16 protein-coding genes are annotated in these 18,787 nt (G+C 64.0%); 14 read left to right on the plus strand and 2 right to left on the minus strand.

All coding sequences use genetic code 11. From position 1 onward, the window contains the following. Positions 1-56 precede the first annotated feature (56 nt). From PSV05_RS14645 to PSV05_RS14655, 3 genes are read left to right on the plus strand one after another with little or no spacing between them, the layout of a single operon-like run. Positions 57-5,672, plus strand: coding sequence for an Hpt domain-containing protein (locus PSV05_RS14645; RefSeq protein ID WP_300066759.1), 5,616 nt, complete (start codon positions 57-59; stop codon positions 5,670-5,672). Continuing rightward, positions 5,669-6,718: a chemotaxis protein CheB gene (locus tag PSV05_RS14650; protein WP_300066762.1), complete on the plus strand. Its 1,050-nt coding sequence runs from the start codon at positions 5,669-5,671 to the stop codon at positions 6,716-6,718. Before PSV05_RS14645 ends, PSV05_RS14650 begins: the two co-directional genes overlap by 4 nt. A gap of 9 nt (positions 6,719-6,727) precedes the next feature. Then, complete coding sequence (locus PSV05_RS14655) at positions 6,728-7,201, plus strand: chemotaxis protein CheW (protein WP_300066765.1); 474 nt, start codon at positions 6,728-6,730, stop codon at positions 7,199-7,201. Between the two features lie 38 nt (positions 7,202-7,239). Here the strand turns inward: PSV05_RS14655 and PSV05_RS14660 are convergent, their stop codons facing one another. Beyond that, positions 7,240-7,977, minus strand: a complete 738-nt coding sequence (locus tag PSV05_RS14660; RefSeq protein WP_300066768.1) for a 16S rRNA (uracil(1498)-N(3))-methyltransferase — start codon at positions 7,975-7,977, stop codon at positions 7,240-7,242. Continuing rightward, on the minus strand, positions 7,968-9,371 hold the full coding sequence (gene bioA / locus PSV05_RS14665) for an adenosylmethionine--8-amino-7-oxononanoate transaminase (protein WP_300066771.1): 1,404 nt from the start codon (positions 9,369-9,371) through the stop codon (positions 7,968-7,970). Before bioA ends, PSV05_RS14660 begins: the two co-directional genes overlap by 10 nt. 29 nt (positions 9,372-9,400) lie before the next feature. Between bioA and nudE the strand changes: the two genes are divergently transcribed. From nudE to PSV05_RS14720, 11 genes are all read left to right on the plus strand, one after another. Continuing rightward, the gene (gene nudE / locus PSV05_RS14670) at positions 9,401-9,946 is read left to right on the plus strand and encodes an ADP compounds hydrolase NudE (RefSeq protein WP_300066773.1); all 546 of its coding nucleotides are present in this window, start codon (positions 9,401-9,403) and stop codon (positions 9,944-9,946) included. Continuing rightward, positions 9,943-10,734 carry a 3'(2'),5'-bisphosphate nucleotidase CysQ gene (gene cysQ, locus PSV05_RS14675; protein ID WP_300066776.1) on the plus strand — a complete coding sequence of 264 codons (792 nt, stop codon included), beginning with the start codon at positions 9,943-9,945 and terminating at the stop codon, positions 10,732-10,734. The genes nudE and cysQ overlap by 4 nt, the downstream gene beginning before the upstream one ends. Positions 10,735-10,744: 10 nt before the next feature. Beyond that, positions 10,745-11,713 carry a nucleoside triphosphate pyrophosphohydrolase gene (locus PSV05_RS14680; RefSeq protein WP_300066778.1) on the plus strand — a complete coding sequence of 323 codons (969 nt, stop codon included), beginning with the start codon at positions 10,745-10,747 and terminating at the stop codon, positions 11,711-11,713. After that, on the plus strand, positions 11,710-12,015 hold the full coding sequence (locus PSV05_RS14685; RefSeq protein ID WP_300066781.1) for a DUF962 domain-containing protein: 306 nt from the start codon (positions 11,710-11,712) through the stop codon (positions 12,013-12,015). Before PSV05_RS14680 ends, PSV05_RS14685 begins: the two co-directional genes overlap by 4 nt. A gap of 104 nt (positions 12,016-12,119) precedes the next feature. Next, on the plus strand, positions 12,120-12,830 hold the full coding sequence (locus tag PSV05_RS14690; protein ID WP_300066783.1) for a response regulator transcription factor: 711 nt from the start codon (positions 12,120-12,122) through the stop codon (positions 12,828-12,830). Between the two features lie 19 nt (positions 12,831-12,849). Further along, complete coding sequence (locus PSV05_RS14695; protein WP_300066786.1) at positions 12,850-13,872, plus strand: HAMP domain-containing sensor histidine kinase; 1,023 nt, start codon at positions 12,850-12,852, stop codon at positions 13,870-13,872. Between the two features lie 87 nt (positions 13,873-13,959). Further along, positions 13,960-15,534 carry an efflux RND transporter periplasmic adaptor subunit gene (locus PSV05_RS14700; protein ID WP_300066789.1) on the plus strand — a complete coding sequence of 525 codons (1,575 nt, stop codon included), beginning with the start codon at positions 13,960-13,962 and terminating at the stop codon, positions 15,532-15,534. Continuing rightward, the gene (locus PSV05_RS14705; protein ID WP_300066791.1) at positions 15,534-16,256 is read left to right on the plus strand and encodes an ABC transporter ATP-binding protein; all 723 of its coding nucleotides are present in this window, start codon (positions 15,534-15,536) and stop codon (positions 16,254-16,256) included. Before PSV05_RS14700 ends, PSV05_RS14705 begins: the two co-directional genes overlap by 1 nt. Beyond that, on the plus strand, positions 16,253-17,488 hold the full coding sequence (locus PSV05_RS14710; protein WP_300066794.1) for an ABC transporter permease: 1,236 nt from the start codon (positions 16,253-16,255) through the stop codon (positions 17,486-17,488). Before PSV05_RS14705 ends, PSV05_RS14710 begins: the two co-directional genes overlap by 4 nt. Before the next feature lie 136 nt (positions 17,489-17,624). Then, positions 17,625-18,011: a diacylglycerol kinase gene (locus PSV05_RS14715; protein WP_300066796.1), complete on the plus strand. Its 387-nt coding sequence runs from the start codon at positions 17,625-17,627 to the stop codon at positions 18,009-18,011. 15 nt (positions 18,012-18,026) lie between these two features. Then, positions 18,027-18,761 carry a TerC family protein gene (locus PSV05_RS14720; protein ID WP_300066799.1) on the plus strand — a complete coding sequence of 245 codons (735 nt, stop codon included), beginning with the start codon at positions 18,027-18,029 and terminating at the stop codon, positions 18,759-18,761. Positions 18,762-18,787 lie beyond the last annotated feature (26 nt).

Below are 18,787 nucleotides of genomic sequence, written 5' to 3' on the forward strand. Positions count from 1 at the left end.
AACACTACCGTCCAGGCTCGTCCCGCATCCATGCGGGGCTTTACCGGAGCGTCGCGATGACCACGGCGTTGCGGGATGCCATCGACCACACCGCGCTCGGCTGGGTGAAGCCAGAGATCGACGAGACCCTGCGCCAGGCACGGATCGAGATCGAGGCCTTCGCCGAATCGCCGGACGATATCGAACGCATGCAGGGCTGTGCCGGGTACCTGCACCAGGTGCATGGCACCTTGCGAATGCTGGAATTGCACGCCCCGGCCATGGTTGCCGAGGAAATGGAGCAGCTGGCACAGGCCCTGGCTGCGGACACGACTACCGGGCGCGACGATGCCTGTTCGGTGTTGATGCGTGGTGTGGTGCAATTGCCGGACTATCTGGAACGCCTGCAGGGCGGCCATCGCGACATCCCGATCGTATTGCTGCCACTGCTGAATGAGCTGCGCGCCTCGCGCGGCGAGCCGATGCTGGCGCAGGATGCCTTGCCCAGCCTGCTCGAAGAGCCGACCGAAGCCGAACTCGAACACGCCCGTGGCAGCCTTGCTGGCCGCAACCGGGCCCTGCTCGACACGGTGTCGGCGGCGCTCAAGGAAGACCTGTTGCGGGTCAAGGACGCACTGGATCTGCACCTGCGCTCCGGCACCACCGATGGTGCTGCACTCAAGCCGCAGGCGGAATCGCTGGATCGCATCGGCGAAACCCTCGGCATGGTCGGCCTCGAAGCCTCGCGCGGCGTGATCCGCGAACAGGGCAGGATCATGCATGCCATCGCCAATGGCGAGCGGCCCTCCAGCGAAAGCGAGTTGCTCGACGTCGCTGGCGCACTGATCTATATCGAACACTCGCTGGACGATCAGGTCGGCCGGCTTGGGCAGGACAATGCGGGCGCCGGCACTGATGCCGACGACCTGCTGGCGCAGGAATCACGCAAGGTCATGGGTGCGTTGGCCCACGAAGCCGTCGCCAATTTCGCTGAAGTGCGCAATGCATTCGTTGCTTTCGTGGAAACCGATTGGGACCACGCTGCACTAGAACCGGTGCCGCGCCTGTTGGCCGAAGTCGCGGGTGCGATGCGCATCCTGCAACTGCCCGAACCTGCTGGTTATCTTGAGGCATTGCGTCGCTATAGCCACGCCGAACTGATCAGCAAGCAGCAGATCCCGGGTGGCCGCGACCTGGATACCATGGCTGATGCCCTGGCCGGAATGGAGTACTACCTCGAGTCCCTGCATGATCCGCACGGCCAGCGCCAGGACCTGCTCGACAAGACCCGTGACAGCCTGGAGGCCTTGGCCTACTGGCCGCTGCCGGGCGGTGAACTCGAAATCGACCTGCCAGCGTCGGAAGCTGCGGATGCAGGCGATACGCAAGCGGCAGGTTCGCAAGCGGCCGATATAGAGGCTGTTGCCGAAGATTCGGCGTCCGAAGCAGCTGCGCCTGCAGTAGTGTCTTCGCAAGCCAGCGCACCCATGATCAGTGCTGGGTTCGATGCCGCCGGCGACGAAATCGACGACGAAATCCGCGAGATCTTCCTGGAGGAATTCGAGGAAGAGATCAGCAACCTGGATACGCTGCTACCGCTCTGGCGCCGCGCGCCGGATAACGCCGAACAGTTGCGCCCGATCCGTCGCGTGTTCCACACGCTGAAGGGTAGTGGCCGGTTGGTTGGCGCCAAGACCTTGGGTGAATTCAGCTGGCATGTGGAGAACATGCTCAATCGCGTGCTTGATGGCTCGCGTCCTGCCAGTCATGCGGTGTTGGCCTTCGTCGGCCAAGTCCGTGACGCGCTGCCGCAGTTGCTTGCCGCGCTGAAGGGCGAGGCCGCCGTGAACATCGATATTGCGGCGATGCAAGCCGTCTCGGACCGTCTGGGGGCGGGCGAAGATGTCCTGCTGGATGTGCTGCCAGTCGGCGGCACGGCTACTGCTGGTGAAGTGGCTGCAGTGGAAGCAGAGGTGGTTCCCACGTCGGATACTGTGGCCGTGCAGGTCGATCCGGTCCTGCTGGAAATCCTCGGTGGCGAAGTTGGAAGCCATCTCGAAACAATCGATGCCTGGCTGGCGCAGGCGCGCGCTGGCGACGGCGACGTCAATGCTGGTCTGTTGCGCGCGATCCACACCCTCAATGGCGCCTTCGCGATGACCGAAGTGCCGTCGGTGACGGCCTTCACCACGCCTGCGGAAGGGTATGTGAAGCGCCTGCTGGCCGCGTCCAAGTCAGCTGATGACGATGGCATCTCCGCCATTGGCGAAGTTGCCGACGCGATCCGAACCTCGACCGCGGCCCTGCAGAGCACGCCGACCCATGTGCCGCTGTTCGCGACGCTGGTGGCACGCATTGCCGGTATGCGTGACGGCTTGCCCGAAGCCACCCTGCCATTCCCGGTCGTGGATAACGAGGCAGAAGCAGAAGCAGAAGCCGCCCGCATCGACGCCGAGCTGGACGAAGCCGAACGCGTTGCAGCAGAAGAAGCTGAAGCTGCCCGCATCGCCGCCGAGCAGGCCGAAATCGAGCGTCTTGCTGCCGAAGAGGCCGAAGCGGTGCGTATTGCCAGCGAGCAGGCGGAAGCCGAACGTATTGCTACCGAGGAAGCCGAAGCGGCTCACATCGCTGCCGAGCAAGCGGAAATCGAACGTCTTGCTGCCGAAGAAGCCGAAGCCGCCCGCATCGCTGCGGAGCAGGTCGAAGCCGAACGTCTTGCAGCAGAAGAAGCTGAGGCGGCGCGAATTGCCGCTGCACAGACCGAAGCCGAGCGAGCTGCGGCCGAAGAAGCCAAGGCAGCCCGTATTGCTGCCGAGCAGGCGGAAGCCGAGCGCGTCGCGGCCGAGGAAGCCGAAGCGGCCCGCTTTGCCGCCGAGCAGGCGGAAATCGAACGTCTTGCCGCCGAGGAAGCAGAACTGGCGCGTATTGCTGCCGAGCAGGCCGAAGCCGAGCGCGTGGCTGCCGAGCAGGCCGAAGCGGCGCAGTTTGCCGCCGAGCAGGCGGAGGCCGAACGACTCGAAGCCGAGCGCATCGAGACCGAACGTCTGGAAATGGAGCGGGTTGCAGCGGAAGAAGCGACCCGGATCGCCGCAGAGAAAGTCGAAGCCGAACGTCTGGAAGCCGAACGCGGCGAAGCGGATCGGCTCGAAGCCGAACGCATCATGGCCGCCAGGGCCGAGTCGGAGCGCATCGAGGCCGAGCGCATCGCCGCCGAGCGGGCGGAAGCGGCCCGGCTTGAAGCACAGCGGCGCGCAGAGGAGATCGCAGCAGCGGCCAAGGCGCGCGAACAGGCGGCGTTGGAAGCATTGCTGGCCAGCGCCACCTCGACCGACGATCCAGACGAAGCGCTCGACATGAGCGGGCTGGATCCGGAGCTGGTCGACATCTTCGTGGAAGAAGGCGGCGACCTGCTGGATCACTCTGATGGCCTGCTTGCGCAGTTGCGCGAGACCCCGGAAGACCGCGAAGCGATGGTCGGCTTGCAACGCGACCTGCATACCATGAAGGGTGGCGCACGCATGGCTGGCGTGATGGCGGTCGGCGAGCTCGGCCATGCCATGGAAACCTTGCTTGAAGCAGTGGTTGCCCAGCGTGCGGAGCTTGGTGCCGATGGCGTGCCGCTGCTGGAGCGTGGCTTCGACCGCCTGCATGGAATGATCACCCGCGTCGCCGCGCGTCGTGCCGTGGGCATGCCCGTCGGTCTTATCGACGATTTCAACAACCGTGCCGAAACCCCGATTGCCGCGGTCGAAGCAGTGGACGACGGAATCGCCTTCGCCCCCGTCGTCAGGAAGGTCGAACTCAAGGCGTTGTCGTCGCCGTTGATGGCCGACGGTTTCGGCGACGACGACGAGATCGGCGTGCGTGCGCCGCAGGAACAGGTCCGCATCCGCGCCGACCTGCTTGATCGCCTGGTGAACTACGCCGGCGAAGTGGCGATCTATCGTTCTCGCCTGGAGCAGCAGCTCGGGGCCTTCCGCGGTACCGCCGCGGAAATGGAACAGACCAACATCCGCCTGCGCGATCAGTTGCGCCGCCTGGATGCGGAAACCGAAGCTCAGATCATCGCCCGTTTCCAGCGTGAGTCGGACACCAGCGACGGCAGCTTCGATCCGCTCGAGCTTGATCGTTTCAGCACCCTGCAGCAGCTGTCGCGTGCACTGGCCGAGTCCGCAGCCGACTTGGTGAGCCTGCATGGCTCGATGGAAGACCTGACCCGTCAGTACGAAACCCTGCTGTTGCAGCAGTCGCGGGTGAGTTCGGAGTTGCAGGAAGGCCTCATGCGCACACGCATGGTGCCATTCGATGCCTTGGTGCCGCGCCTGCGCCGGGTCATCCGCCAGGCCACCGGCGAAACTGGCAAGAACGCCCAGTTAAAGCTCGATGGAGCACAGGGCGAACTCGACCGCAACGTGCTGGAGCGCATGACCGCACCGCTGGAGCACATGCTCCGCAACGCGGTGGCCCATGGTCTGGAAACCCCGGACGAACGTCGCAAGGCGGGCAAACCGGCGGAAGGCAGCATCCGCGTCGCGGTCCGCCGCGAAGGTTCGGAAGTAGTGTTGCAGGTCAGCGACGATGGTCACGGCCTGGACCGCGAGGCCATCCGCGCCCGCGCGATCGAGCGTGGCCTGATCAAGCCAGACGCAATACTCGGCGACAGCGATCTGTACGTGCTGATCCTGGAGGCGGGGTTCTCCACCGCACAGACAGTCAGCCGCCTGGCTGGCCGTGGCGTCGGCTTGGACGTGGTGGCCAGCGAAGTGCGCCAGCTTGGCGGCACGCTGGACATCTCGTCGATCCCGGGCGAGGGCACGATGTTCACCCTGCGCCTGCCGCAGACGTTGGCGGTGACCCAGGCAGTGTTCGTCAAGATCGGCGAGACCCAGTTCGCGGTTCCGATTGCGTCGGTTCGCGGCGTGGGTCGCATCACCCGCGAGGAACTCGCAACATCCGATACCACCTACCGCTACGGCGGCGAGGACTACGCGTTGCACGACCTGGGCCGGCTTGTCGGCACCGGCACGGCGAAGGCGGAAGGCCAGTTGCAGATGCCGTTGCTGTTGGTGCGTGCTGGCGACCTGCGCGCAGCGGTGGTGATCGACCAGGTGGTTGGCAACCGCGAAATCGTGGTGAAGTCCGGTGGCCCGCAATTGGCATCGATCCCGGGTATCTTCGGCGCCACCATCATGGGTGATGGCAGCGTGGTGGTGATCCTGGACGTGGCACCGCTGGTGCGCCGTGCCGCCGCCATGCCTCACGATGCCGTGCCGGTCCAGCAGAAGGTCGAACAGCGCCATGTGCCGCTGGTCATGGTCGTCGACGACTCGGTCACCATGCGCAAGGTCACCAGCCGCGTGCTGGAACGCAACAACTTCGAGGTGGCGACCGCGAAGGACGGCATCGACGCACTCGAACGCATGGCCGACATGATCCCCGACCTGATGCTGCTCGATATCGAAATGCCGCGCATGGACGGCTACGAGTTGGCGACGGCGATGAAGGCGGATCCGCGCATGCGCAACGTGCCGATCATCATGATCACCTCGCGTACCGGCGAGAAACATCGCCAGCGTGCAATGGACCTCGGCGTGCAAGGCTACCTCGGCAAGCCGTATCAGGAGGTCGAGCTCATGCGTAACGTATTCGACCTGCTCGGCGTTGAGCACGTCGGCGCCGGCGCCGGCTCGTGACCCGCAAGCGCGTCGTCCTGCTCGCGCGCGCAGGTGCCGCGTGCGAGCGCACGCAGGCGTCGATCGCCGAAGCGGGTGCCGAACTGGTGGCAACACTGGATCCTGGCAGCGCATCGGAAGCCGACGTCCGCGCGGCTCAGCCGGATGCGGTGATGGTGATCCTGGATCCGGTCGTTGAGCAGGCATTGGACAATTTCGATGGCGTCCTCGGCGATCCCGCGTTCGACGTGATGTTCGAAGACGCCGACGTGGCCGCCAAGCGCGAAGGCTGGGAGGCTGCGCGTTGGTCGCGCCATCTCAATGCAAAGCTGCACGGGCACGACGATGTCCTGCCGCCTGTGAAAGACGGGTCTGTTGCCGAGTCCTCCGCCGCGCCTACCGTCGGGTCCAGACTGAGCCTAGAGCCCAAGGCCGATGTCGGGACGCCCATAGATAGCGTTTTTCAACAGGAAATGGACGCATTGCAGCGCCGGGTCGCGGCCATGCCGGACGTGCCCCATGGCAACCAGGACACTGCACCATCCAGGCAAGGCGCGGTGGTGATTGCCGCGGGTGTCGGTGGCCCGGATGCGGTTCGCCAGTTGCTCGGGAATTTCCCGACCGGCTTCGCACGCCCGATTGTCCTGCGGCAGCGCATCGAGGGTGGGCAATACGACAAGCTTGTGCGGCAGATGCAACGGGCGACGGAGTTGCGCGTGGTGCTGGCCCAGGCCGGGGATCCATTGCAGGCGGGTACCGTGCATGTCCTGCCGGATGGCCTGGACCTGCAGGCGGCGCCAACCGGCTTGGTCTTTGCCGCCGTGGCAGGCGATGCCGTGTTTGCTGCGCTGCCGCCGATCGACAGCGCGCTGTTGCTGCTCAGCGGTGCGGACATCAATCTGGTCGATGTCGCGATGTCACTCAGCTGGGCGGGTGGATTGGCACTGGGCCAATCCCCGGAAAACTGCTTCGATCCAGCGGCGAGCAATGCCCTGGCGGCGCGCGGCGGCCAGGCTGCCAGCCTGGCGAAACTGCCCGCCAAACTCCTTGAACGTTGGCCCGTCTAGAGGTCTGCCATGTCCGATTCCGCTCCCATCATTCGCGGCGTATTGATCCAGATAGCAGACGCCAAGCTGCTGCTGCCCAACGCCACCATTGCAGAAGTGCTGTCCTATGCCGATCCGGAGCCCGTGCCGGATGCGCCGGACTGGTTGTTGGGCCGCATCCGCTGGCGCGGCTGGCAGTTGCCGCTGGTGGCGTTCTCGCGCTTCACCGGGATTGCCAGCGATGAGCAGGGCGGACTGGGCAGCAAGGTGATCGTGCTCAAGGCACTCGGCGGAGACGCCAAACGCCCGTTCTTCGCGGTCCTGACCCAGGGCTTCCCGCGCCTGGTCACGGTGACCGATACCGCGCTCAAATCGGATACCAGCGATGACTCGGTACCGGAGGGCGTGTTGGCCAAGGTGCGCCTGAACGAAGACGATGCACTGCTGCCGGACCTGGCTACGCTGGAAACCCGCATCGGCGAAGCGCTGGCCGCCGCAGCCTGAGTAACCCGCCAGTTCGACTCGCTTGCTAGCTTCGGGCGCTAACCGAGGTCGCCGTGGAACGCCTGCAAGGCCGCGAGCGCGGCAATGCCTGCAGTTTCGGTGCGTAATACGCGTGGACCCAAACGCATGCCGCTGAAACCAGCTGCGCGCAGCTGATCGAGGTCCTGCGGTGACCATCCACCCTCCGGACCGACGGCCAGACAGACAGGCTGTGATGGATCCAGCGTGAGTTGTGACAGCGACGCATCAGCGTCCGGATCCAGGATCAGGCGCAGGCCACCGTCGGGCATCGCAGCCAGCGTCTGTGCCAACGGCAGCGGCATCGTGACGTCGGGGACGCGTGCGCGACCGCTCTGTTCACAGGCAGACACCACCACACCGCGCCAATGTGCCAGCCGCTTGTCGGCTCGGGCGCCGTCGAGGCGAACCTCGCTGCGCTGCGAATACAGCGGATGCAACGACGCCACGCCCAATTCGGTGGCTTTCTGCAGGATCAGGTCCATCTTTTCGCCGCGCGTAATGCCTTGCAGAAGGATCAATCGCAACGGCGATTCGTTGTTGATCGCGATGCCATGACCGACTTCGACACGCACCACGCGCTTGCCCGCCTCGACCAGATGCGCCGGGTAGTCGTGGCCATCGCCATTGAACAGCACGCAGGTGTCACCGATACCCAGGCGCAGCACGCGGGCCAGGTGGTTGGTGGCGCTCTCCGGCAATTCGATTTCGATGCCGGCGGCCAGCCGCAGCTCGACATGCACCCGGGTCACACGCATGCGGTGACTTCCTCGATGACTTCGGCGGTGACCTGTGCCAGCAACTGCAATTGGGCATTGTCGATGCAGTACGGCGGCATCCAGTACAGCATGTCGCCGAGCGGGCGCAGCACCACGCCTCGCTCAAGTGCCGCGCGATACGCGAGCAAGCCGATGCGTAGCGCAGGATCGAATGGCGTGTGGCGGTTGCCGTCGCGGGCCAGTTCGATGGCGAGGATCATCCCGGTCTGGCGTATCTCGGCCACATGCGGAAGTGCAGCAAAGGGCGCCGCGAGTTCGGCCATGCGCGCGGCGGTCACGCGATTGCGTGCCAGCACGTCGTCGTCGCGGAAAATCGCCAGCGATGCCAGCGCGGCCGCGCAGGCCAGCGGGTTGCCGGTGTAGCTGTGCGAATGCAGGAACGCGCGTTCGCGCGAATCGTCGAGGAAACCGTCATAGATCGCCTGCGTGGCCAGCACCGCGGCCAGTGGCAGGAAGCCGCCGGTCAGCCCCTTCGACAGGCACAACAGGTCCGGTTGCACGCCTGCCTGTTCGCAAGCGAACAGGGTACCGGTTCGGCCGAACCCTACCGCGATCTCGTCGGCGATCATGAAGACGCCATGCGTGTCGCACAGCGCGCGCGCGCGGCGCAGGTAGGCCGGATCGTGCATGCGCATGCCGCCGGCGCATTGCACCAATGGCTCCAGGATCAGCGCGCAGACCTCGCCGGCATGTTGCTGCAGCATCGCTTCCAGCCCGGATGCGGCGCGCTCCGCGCAATCGGCCGCGGTTTCCCCGGGGCGTGCCATGTACGCATCTGGTGACGGTGCAAACATGGCCTCGCATAACAGCGGTGCATACACGCGGCGGTACAAGGGGATGTCGCCGACCGATAGCGCGCCGATGGTTTCACCGTGGTAGCCGTTTTCCAGCGCAATGAACTTCGTGCGCTTGATCTCGCCACGATTGTGGAACCAGTGGAACGCCATCTTCAGCGCGACTTCCACCCCTGCCGAACCGTTGTCGGCATAGAACACCTTGGTAAGCGGCTCGCGGCCAGCCTGCGTGGGTGCGATCGCCAGCAATTGTTCCGCGAGTTCCACCGCCGGCGCATGCGAGAAGCCGGCCAGGATGACCTGTTCCAGTTGCATGGCCTGGTTGGCAATCGCGCGTGCGATGCGCGGTTCGGCATGGCCAAACAGGTTGGTCCACCAGCTCGACACGGCGTCCAGGTAGCGGCGTCCGTCGCGACCGATCAGCCATGCGCCTTCGCCGCGCTCGATCGGCACCAGCGGCAGCGTGTTCGGGTGTTCGCGCATCTGCGTGCACGGGTGCCAGAGCACCGCCAGGTCGCGTTCGCGCCAGTCGTCGGCGCTGGCCGCTATCATGTCGGCATCGTGAACAAGATTCGTCATCCTCGCATTATCCCCGCACGAGCCGTCGTATGACCCGGCGCCTGCCCATCATCCACGGGATCACCGAGCAAGATGCCGGTCCGTACCGGCTGGAGAAGCTTGATCTTGAATTCGCCAACGGCGAGCGGCGCCTTTACGAGCGACTGCATGGCCGCGGCCATGGTGCGGTCGCCGTCGTGCCGATGCTGGATGCCGACACCGTGCTGCTGGTGCGCGAGTACGCCGCTGGTGTGCATCGCTACGAACTTGGGCTGGTCAAGGGGCGCATCGATGAAGGCGAAACGCCGGTACAGGCAGCCGACCGTGAGTTGATGGAAGAAGCCGGCTACGGCGCACGCAATCTGGTCGTACTGCGCAGCCTGACCCAGGCGCCGCTGTACATGAGCCATTCCACCCATCTGGTGATCGCACGCGACCTGTATCCGAAACGACTTGTCGGCGACGAGCCTGAAGAACTTGAAGTGGTGCCGTGGCGACTGGACCGCCTGCATGAGCTGATCCTGCGCGAAGAGTTTTCCGAAGGCCGTTCGATCGCCGCACTGTTCATCGCCAGGGAGTGGCTGCAACAACAATGACCATGACATGCGCATTGCGCGATCTAGTCATCGCCATCGCTCGTCAAGCTGCTGCCGATATCCTGGAGGTGTACCAAGGTGCCTTCGATGTCGAGCACAAGGACGATCGTTCGCCGCTGACCGCCGCCGACCTCGCGTCGCATCGCCGCATCGTCGCTGGCTTGCAGGCGCTGACGCCCGAGATTCCGGTGTTGTCGGAAGAATCCAAAAGCCTCGAAATCGCCCAGCGGCGCACCTGGCCGCGGTTCTGGCTGGTCGATCCATTGGACGGCACCCGCGAGTTCATCAAGCGCAACGGCGAGTTCACCGTCAACATCGCCCTGATCGAGGACGGTGTGGCCACGTTCGGCGTGATCCAGCAGCCGGTCGGTGGTGGCTTGTGGCATGGCATGTTGGGCGCAGGTGCGTTCCGTCGAGACGGTGATATCGATGCCGGCATCCACGTGCGCAAGCCAGCGAACGCGCCGCTGCGGATCGCTGCCAGCCGTTCGCATCGCGACGCGCGCACGCAGGCCTTGCTGGATGTGCTCACTGGCAGTGAAGCTATCGCCTGCGGCTCGTCGCTGAAGTTCTGCCGGATCGCCGAAGGTGAGCTCGACCTGTACCCGCGTTTCGGCCCGACCAGCGAATGGGACACAGCCGCCGGCCAGGCGATCCTTGAAGCTGCGGGTGGCGCGGTGCTGGATCCATGCGGACGGCCGTTCCGCTACAACCAGCGCGACACATTGCTCAATGGTGATTTCATCGCATTCGGCGATGTCGCCCTGCGCGATAGCTTGCCTGCATGAGCGATCCGGCATGAACAAGAGATGCGACATCGATTCACTGCTGGCGATCATGGCCGCGCTGCGCGATCCGAAAACCGGTTGTTTGTGGGACGTCGAGCAGACCTTCGCCACTATCGCGCCGTACACCATCGAGGAATCCTATGAAGTCGCCGATGCGATCGATCGTGGCGATACCGACGGGCTGAAAGACGAGTTGGGCGACCTGCTGCTGCAGGTCGTGTTCCATGCGCGCATGGCGCAGGAGCAGGGCAGCTTCGAGTTCGGCGATGTGGTTGCAGCGATTTGCGACAAGATGACCCGGCGCCACCCGCATGTATTTGCCGCACAGGGATGTGCAAATGCCGCGGGAGGCAGGATGCCGGGAGCGGCGGCCGCACATGGATGTGCAAATGCCGCGGGAGGCAGGATGCCGGGAGCGGCGGCCGCAGATGGACATGCGAATCTCGTGGGAGGTAGCCTCGAGGATGTGCAGGCACAAACCCGCTCGTGGGAAGCACACAAGCGCGCCGAACGCGCGGCACGTGGTGAATCCGACGACTCTGCGCTGGCCGGTATCTCGCGTGGCCTGCCCGAGTGGCAGCGTGCGTTGAAACTGCAGCAAAAGGCGGCGCGGGTCGGCTTCGACTGGCCGGGCCCGGCGCCGGTGATCGAGAAACTGCACGAGGAAATCGAGGAAGTGCGCGTTGAATTCGCAGCGGTTGCAGCCGATCCCGATGATGCGGAAGCGCAACTGCGACTTGAGGATGAACTCGGTGACCTACTCTTCGTGTGCGCAAACTTGACCCGGCATGCCAAGGTCGATTTCGGTGCTGCAATGCGCCGGGCCAACCACAAGTTCGAACGCCGTTTTCGCATGATGGAAGCGTTGGCACAGACTGACGGTGGGCTTGCCGGGCAATCGCTTGAAGCGCAGGATCGTTACTGGGTGCAGGCCAAGCAGGCCGAGAAAGGGCAAGCCACCAAAGGGGATGCGCCATGAGCGAAGGCTTCGCCAGTTTCAGCAAGTTCTACGTGTATTACCTCGGCGAACATCGCGACCGTACCTGCCGTCGCCTGCATTTCGCCGGCAGTAGCCTGGCGCTAGGCTTCGTGGTGCTGGCGATCATGCGCGGCGATCCTCGCTGGCTGCTGGCTTCGCTGCTCTCAGGCTATGCCTTCGCCTGGGTCGGGCATTTCTTCTTCGAACACAACCGCCCGGCGACCTTCAAGCACCCGTTTTATTCGTTCGCCGGCGACTGGGTGATGTTCAAGGACATCCTGATCGGCAAGATTCCGTTCTGAACTGACGATTCCGCTTTGCAAGGACTCCCCGAGCACGCCTTCTTCACGCGGCATCGACTCGGCGCCCGGCATCTTTCACAAAGCTGAAGATGGAATCCAAACCCATGCGAACACAAGAACAGGCAGGACTGGTCCTGATCGTCGAGGACAACCGCAACATCTCTGAAATGGTCGGTGAATACCTCGAAAGCCGCGGTTTCGAAGTCGACTACGCCGCCGACGGCCTGGATGGCTATCGACTGGCGACGGAAAACAATTACGACGTGATCGTGCTCGACCTGATGTTGCCGCGGCTGGACGGTATCGAGGTCTGCAAGCGGCTGCGCAGCGAGGCGCGAAAATCCACGCCGGTGCTGATGCTGACCGCGCGCGACACCCTGGACGAGAAACTCAACGGCTTGTCCTCGGGTGCCGACGACTACCTGACCAAGCCTTTCGCGATCCAGGAACTCGAGGCACGCCTGCGCGCGCTGATCCGTCGCGAGCGCCGCCAGGTCGGATCAGAAGTGTTGAAGGTTGCGGACCTGGTGCTGGATCCGGCTTCGCTGCGTGCAACCCGTGGTGGTAGCGAACTGCAGCTTTCGCCGATTGGTTTGCGTCTGCTGACCATTCTCATGCGCGAATCGCCGCGGGTGGTGAGCCGGCAGGAAATCGAACGCGAGATCTGGGGCAACAGCCTGCCGGATTCGGACACGCTGCGCAGCCATCTGTACAACCTGCGCAAGGTGATCGACAAGCCGTTCGAGAATGAGCTGCTGCACACCGTGCAAAGCGCCGGCTACCGCATCGCCGACATTTCCGGGCAGATCGGCTGAGGCCGGAACAAGCCAGTTCATGTCGATAAGCAAGCGCAATATCCGCATTGTGTTCCTGCTCCAGCTGGCGATCATCAGCCTGGTGCTGGTGCTGTGCATATTGGTGCTGACAGATGCCAACCAGACATTGCCGTTCGCCGCCGTCACTGTGGTTGCAACCACGCTCGCACTGGCATCCATTGTTGCCGTGACATGGATGAGCTATCGGGCGACCAGGCGGGTGCTGGCGCCGGTGGACTGGCTGTTGAGCGAGGTATCGGGTTGGAATCCGAAGCGGCCTGACACGCGTGCATTGTCGCCCGAGCGTATCCCGGACGACATCCAGGGTGATACTCGCAAGATGGCGATTGCGTTGCATGACCTCGGCGAGCGGGTCAATGCCTTCATCACCCGCGAGCGCGACTTTACCCGTGATGCCAGCCATGAGCTGCGCACGCCTTTGACCGTGATCCGGGTCGCCAGCGACCTGATCAGTCATGACGATGGCCTGTCGGAACTCTCGCGACGCTCGCTGGCCCGTATCCAGGGCGCGAATGAGGCGATGGAATCGATCATGGATGCGCTGCTGCTGCTGGCGCGCGACCAGGAAGTAGCGCTGGGGAAAGAGGATTTCGCAGTGCGCGACGTGGTCGATGCCGAGGTCGAGCGCATCCGGCCGCTGCTTGAAGGCAAGGATGTGCGACTGGATCTGGCGATCGAGGCGGAACCCAAACTGCATGCACCTCCGCGCGTGCTGGGCGTGATCTTGCGCAACCTGCTGGGTAATGCGGTGCGTTTCACCGACTCCGGCCGCATCCATATACGTCTGCTGGCAGACCGGATTGAAGTGGAAGACACCGGCATCGGCATGGACGCGGCAACCTTGGCGCGTGCATTCGAGCCGTTCTATCGGATTGATGTCGCGGCAACAGGTGCCGGGCTGGGGCTGTCGATCGCACAACGGCTGGGCGACCGCTGTGGTTGGCCATTGCAGCTGACCAGCACGCCGGACCAGGGCACTCGTGCAACCATTCTGTTCGGGGCTGGCATCCCGGTCGATTGACGCAGGTTCTTCAGCTGATCCTCGGCCAGGGTGTCAACCAGATTCGCACCTGTACGTTCACCCTGTTTTCCCGGGCACCCCACACGCATGAGCAAGGCAACGCGTCGTTCCACTTTTCCTTCGCGCAAGATTGCCCTGCGCAAGATCAGCATTATTGTCATCGTCGTTGCCGTGCTTGGACTTAGTTGGTACATCTGGAACCAGCGCAAGGCCAATGCTGCTGATGGCAGCTATCGGACCGAAACCGTGCAGCGCGGCGATATCCGCGTGGCGATTTCGGCAACAGGTACGCTCAGCGCGATTTCCACCATTACGGTTGGTAGCCAGATTTCCGGCTTGGTCACCGATGTGCTGGTGGATTTCAACTCGCCGGTGAAGAAGGGCGAGATCCTGGCGAAGATCGACCCCAGCACCTACCAGGCGCAGATCGAGCAGGGTTCGGCGCAGATTGCCAGCGCCCAGGCGCAACTGCGGCAAGCGCAGGCATCGTTGCGCAATGCGGCCCTGGACTACCAGCGCAAGAACGACCTCGGTGGCCAGCAGCTGGTCGCGAAGAGCGACGTGGATCTTTCCCGCTCCGCGCTGGAACAGGCCCAAGCGCAGGTCGCTTCGGCACAGGCGCAGATCCGCCAGCAGACCGCATCGACCCAGACGACCCGGGTCAACCTGGAGCGCACCGTCATCCGCTCGCCAGTGGAGGGCGTGGTGCTGACCCGCAAGATCGAACCCGGCCAGACCGTGGCCGCCAGCTTGCAGGCGCCCGAGCTGTTCACCATCGCCGAAGACCTGGCCAAGATGAAAATCGAGCTGGCCGTGGATGAATCCGACATCGGCCAGGTCAAGGTCGGGCAAACGGTGAGTTTCGGCGCCGACGCCTTCCCGGACCGCAAGTTCAGCGGCGTGGTGGAACAGGTGCGGCTGGCGGCGACCACCACGAACAACGTCGTGACTTATCCCGTGGTGGTGACCGTGGACAACAGCGACGGCACCCTGTTGCCGGGGCTGACTGTGAATGCCGAGATCGAGGTCAGCAAGCTCAGCAACGTCCTCACCCTCGGCAATGCTGCCCTGCGCTTCAAGCCCGCCGATGGTTCGCCATTGGCGGACTTGCAGGCTGCCGGCCAAGGCGCTGGGCAAGGCGCGGGTCAATCGGGTAGCGCGGGCATGGCTGAAGATCTCAAGAGTCTCGCCTCCACGTTGCAGTTGAAACCGGAACAGCAGGCGGCGTTCGATGCGGCGCTGGAACTGATGCAGCAGCGCCAGGCCGAGCGCACGGCGAAGGCGTCTGGCGGGGCGGGAGCGCAACAAGGCGGCAGCCGCCTGTTCGGGGGCGGTCCGCCGCGCTCGGGTGGCAGGCAGGGTGGTGGCGATGCCAGCATGCAGGCGCAGATGCGCGCGCGCATTCGCGACCGCTTCAACCAGCAGTTTGCCGACTTCCGCGTGACCCTGGATGACCAGCAGCGTGGTCTATGGGGTGCGGCGCTGGAAGCACAGCTCAACGCCAAGCGGGTCACCATCTACACGCTGGTGAATGGCAAGGCGCAGGTCGCCTTGGCGCGGCTTGGCGCCAGTGACGGCAGCAAGACCGAGGTGTCGGGTCGCACGATCAAGGAAGGCGACCTGGTCATTTCAGGCGAGCGCTCGGCTTCGGAGAGCAAGTGATGCCGGCAACTGGTCCGGCGCCCGCGGATGTCCCGGTCATTCGCACCACGAGCCTCGGCAAGGTCTATTCCGCCGGCACCCAGGCGGAAGTCGTCGCGCTCAGGGGCGTGGACCTGACCATCGGCCGTGGCGAGTTCGTGGCGATCATGGGGCCGTCGGGTTCCGGCAAATCCACGTTGATGAACCTGATTGGCTGCCTGGACACGCCCACCGCGGGGTCGTACTTCTGCGATGGCGTGGATGTGTCCACCCTCGATGCCGAAGAACTTGCAGCCCTGCGCCGCGACAAGATCGGCTTCGTGTTCCAGGGCTTCCATTTGCTGCCGCGAATGGATGCCACCGACAACGTCGCAATGCCGCTGGGTTACGCACGGATTCCCCATCACGAGCGCCGTGAACGTGCCCGCGCCGCGTTGGCGTCGGTTGGTCTGGCCGATCGCGCCGGGCATCGGCCGAACGAGTTGTCGGGTGGCCAGCAGCAACGCGTGGCGATCGCTCGCGCTTTGGTCAACAGCCCGCCGATCCTGCTGGCGGATGAACCCACCGGCGCGCTCGACAGCAAGACCGGCGAGGAGATCCTGGCGTTGTTCAAGCAGCTTCGCGACGATGGCCATACGGTAATCCTGATCACCCATGACGCACACGTCGCCGATCATGCCGACCGCACCTATGTGATGCATGACGGCGAATTACGCGAACAAACCGAGGCGGAGGCCGTATGAGTTTCCTGGACATCCTGCGCACGGCATTGTTTGCACTGCGCGGCAACTGGATGCGCAGCGCGCTGACCTCGCTCGGCGTGATCATCGGCATTGCGGCGGTCATCGTGATGGTGTCGATCGGCCAGGGCACCCAGGCCGAGATCGACAAGATGGTGTCCGGGCTCGGCTCGCAGCGGCTGGACATTGGCAGTTCCGGTGGAAATGGGCCAGGCGGCGCGCGTAGCGCACAAGGTAGCCGCTGGAGCCTGGACGAAGGCGATGTGGAGGCGATCCGCAACGAAGTGCCCGAAGCGCAATACGCAGCGGGCTTGCTGCGTGGTGGCACCCAGGTCGTGTTTGCCGAGAACAATGCCTCCACCCAGTGGCAGGGCGTGCAAGCGGACTGGTTCGCCATCAACGACTGGAAGATCGCGCAAGGCGATCTGTTCCAGGCCAGCGACTACGGCGGTAGCACCAAGCCGGTGATCCTCGGCGAAACCGTGCGCAAGACCCTGTTCGGCGATGACGATGGCATCGGCCAGACCGTGCGCCTCGGCCGGGTGCCGTTCACCGTGGTCGGCGTGCTGGTCTCCAAAGGCCAAGGGGGCTTCGGGCAGGACCAGGACGACATGGTGGTGGTGCCGTTGGAGGCTGCACGTCGCCGGCTGTCGAATTCACAGTCAATGCCGCCCGGTGCAGTGCAGCAGATCTCGGTGGGCGTGGATGACGCCAGGAACCTGACCAGCGCGCAGAGCGAGATCGAAGGCCTGTTGCGGCAGCGCCACAAGATCGATCCGGGCGCGGAGGACGACTTCGCCGTTCGCAATATCAGCCAGATCGTGGCGACGCGCACGGCCACCACCAACCTGATGTCCAAGCTGTTGGGTGCAGTGGCAGGGATCTGCCTGATCATCGGTGGCATCGGCATCATGAACATCATGCTGGTCTCGGTGACCGAGCGCATTCGCGAGATTGGATTGCGCATGGCAGTCGGGGCAGGTCCAAAAGACGTGCGTCGCCAGTTCCTGGCTGAAGCGATGCTGATCTCGCTGATCGGCGGCGTGATCGGGATTGCCATCGGCGTGATCGGGGCGCTGATTGTCGGCAAACTCGGTGATCTTCCGGTCGAATTGAACGCGCAAGTGGTGATGCTGGCGGCGGCGTTCTCGATCGCGACTGGCCTGTTCTTTGGTTACTACCCGGCGCGAAAGGCCTCCATGCTGGATCCGATCGAGGCGCTTCGTCAGCAATAGGCTTGCGGGCGCAGGTAAGGACCATGTGGCAAAATCGGTGGGTCAGTAGTGTTATCGAACCGATCCCACCGGAACTGCCACACCCTCATGCCAAAAATCCACCGTCGCACGCTTGCCATCACCTGCGTCCCCGTGCATGGCTGACCAATACGGCCACCTGCCTCGCAGCCCTGCGCGCATCATGCTGGCGACCAAGTGGTCCTTGCAGGGCCTGCGCGCGGCGTGGCTGCATGAATCCAGTTTCCGGCTGGAAGTCGTGCTGTTCCTGGTCATCGGTCCGCTGGGCTGGTACTTCGGCCAGACCGGTGTCGAGCGTGCGCTGCTGATCGGCAGTTGCCTGCTGGTATTGAGTATCGAACTGCTGAATTCGGCGATCGAGGCGGTGATCGAACGCTACGGCGCCGAGCAGCACGAGCTTGCCGGGCGCGCCAAGGACATGGGCTCGGCGGCGGTGTTCGTGCTGATGATGAACGTGATCCTGGTATGGGCGCTGATCGTAGGCCCGCGCCTGTTGCCACACTGACGAGACCCGTACGCGATGATGGAATTGCTGACCGATCCGCAGGCGTGGATCACCCTGTTGACCCTGAGCGCGATCGAGATCGTGTTGGGCATCGACAACCTCGTGTTTATCTCGATCGCGGTAAGCAAGTTGCCGCACGCGACCCGTGAACGTGCGCGCCGCTTCGGTATCGCAGTCGCCTGCATCACTCGCATCGCCCTGCTGCTGACTCTGGCCTGGCTGGCCGGGTTGACCGACGCCCTGTTCACCCTGTTCGGCAGGGGGATCTCCATGCGCGACCTGGTGTTGATCATCGGCGGCGTGTTCCTGCTGGTGAAGGGCAGCATGGAAATTCGCGACCTGGTGGTAGGCGAGCCGGACGAGGAAGACGTCAGTACCAAGCCGATGAACTCATTCTGGATGGTGATCGCCCAGATCGCGGTGATCGATATCGTGTTCTCGCTGGATTCGGTGATTGCCGCGGTCGGCATAGCCAACCAGAAGATCATCATGGTGATGGCAATCTTGCTTGCGGTCGGGGTCATGCTGCTGGCGTCCGGCCCGCTGGGACGTTTCATCGACCGAAATCCCACCATCAAGATGCTGGCGTTGGCGTTCATCGTGCTGGTCGGTATCTTCCTGGTGCTGGAAGGCTTCGGGCTGCAGGTGCCCAAGGGCTACATCTATGTCGCGATGGCGTTCTCGGCGCTGGTGGAGTGCTTCAACCTGTGGGCCAAGCGCAACGCCCGCCTGCGCGGCATGCCCGAATAAACCGTGGCGATGAGACGTTCACAGCC

It is taken from the genome of Thermomonas sp. (assembly GCF_029945965.1).
Lineage (GTDB): Bacteria > Pseudomonadota > Gammaproteobacteria > Xanthomonadales > Xanthomonadaceae > Thermomonas.

Coding starts and splice junctions, on each gene's coding strand:
- PSV05_RS14685 (WP_300066781.1), top strand. CDS start 11,710: ATGAGCGAAGGCTTCGCCAGTTTCAGCAAGTTCTACGTGTATTACCTC.
- PSV05_RS14720 (WP_300066799.1), top strand. CDS start 18,027: ATGATGGAATTGCTGACCGATCCGCAGGCGTGGATCACCCTGTTGACC.
- bioA (WP_300066771.1), bottom strand. CDS start 9,371: ATGACGAATCTTGTTCACGATGCCGACATGATAGCGGCCAGCGCCGAC.
- PSV05_RS14645 (WP_300066759.1), top strand. CDS start 57: ATGACCACGGCGTTGCGGGATGCCATCGACCACACCGCGCTCGGCTGG.
- cysQ (WP_300066776.1), top strand. CDS start 9,943: ATGACCATGACATGCGCATTGCGCGATCTAGTCATCGCCATCGCTCGT.
- PSV05_RS14715 (WP_300066796.1), top strand. CDS start 17,625: ATGGCTGACCAATACGGCCACCTGCCTCGCAGCCCTGCGCGCATCATG.
- PSV05_RS14655 (WP_300066765.1), top strand. CDS start 6,728: ATGTCCGATTCCGCTCCCATCATTCGCGGCGTATTGATCCAGATAGCA.
- nudE (WP_300066773.1), top strand. CDS start 9,401: ATGACCCGGCGCCTGCCCATCATCCACGGGATCACCGAGCAAGATGCC.
- PSV05_RS14700 (WP_300066789.1), top strand. CDS start 13,960: ATGAGCAAGGCAACGCGTCGTTCCACTTTTCCTTCGCGCAAGATTGCC.
- PSV05_RS14690 (WP_300066783.1), top strand. CDS start 12,120: ATGCGAACACAAGAACAGGCAGGACTGGTCCTGATCGTCGAGGACAAC.
- PSV05_RS14710 (WP_300066794.1), top strand. CDS start 16,253: ATGAGTTTCCTGGACATCCTGCGCACGGCATTGTTTGCACTGCGCGGC.
- PSV05_RS14695 (WP_300066786.1), top strand. CDS start 12,850: ATGTCGATAAGCAAGCGCAATATCCGCATTGTGTTCCTGCTCCAGCTG.
- PSV05_RS14660 (WP_300066768.1), bottom strand. CDS start 7,977: ATGCGTGTGACCCGGGTGCATGTCGAGCTGCGGCTGGCCGCCGGCATC.
- PSV05_RS14680 (WP_300066778.1), top strand. CDS start 10,745: ATGAACAAGAGATGCGACATCGATTCACTGCTGGCGATCATGGCCGCG.
- PSV05_RS14705 (WP_300066791.1), top strand. CDS start 15,534: ATGCCGGCAACTGGTCCGGCGCCCGCGGATGTCCCGGTCATTCGCACC.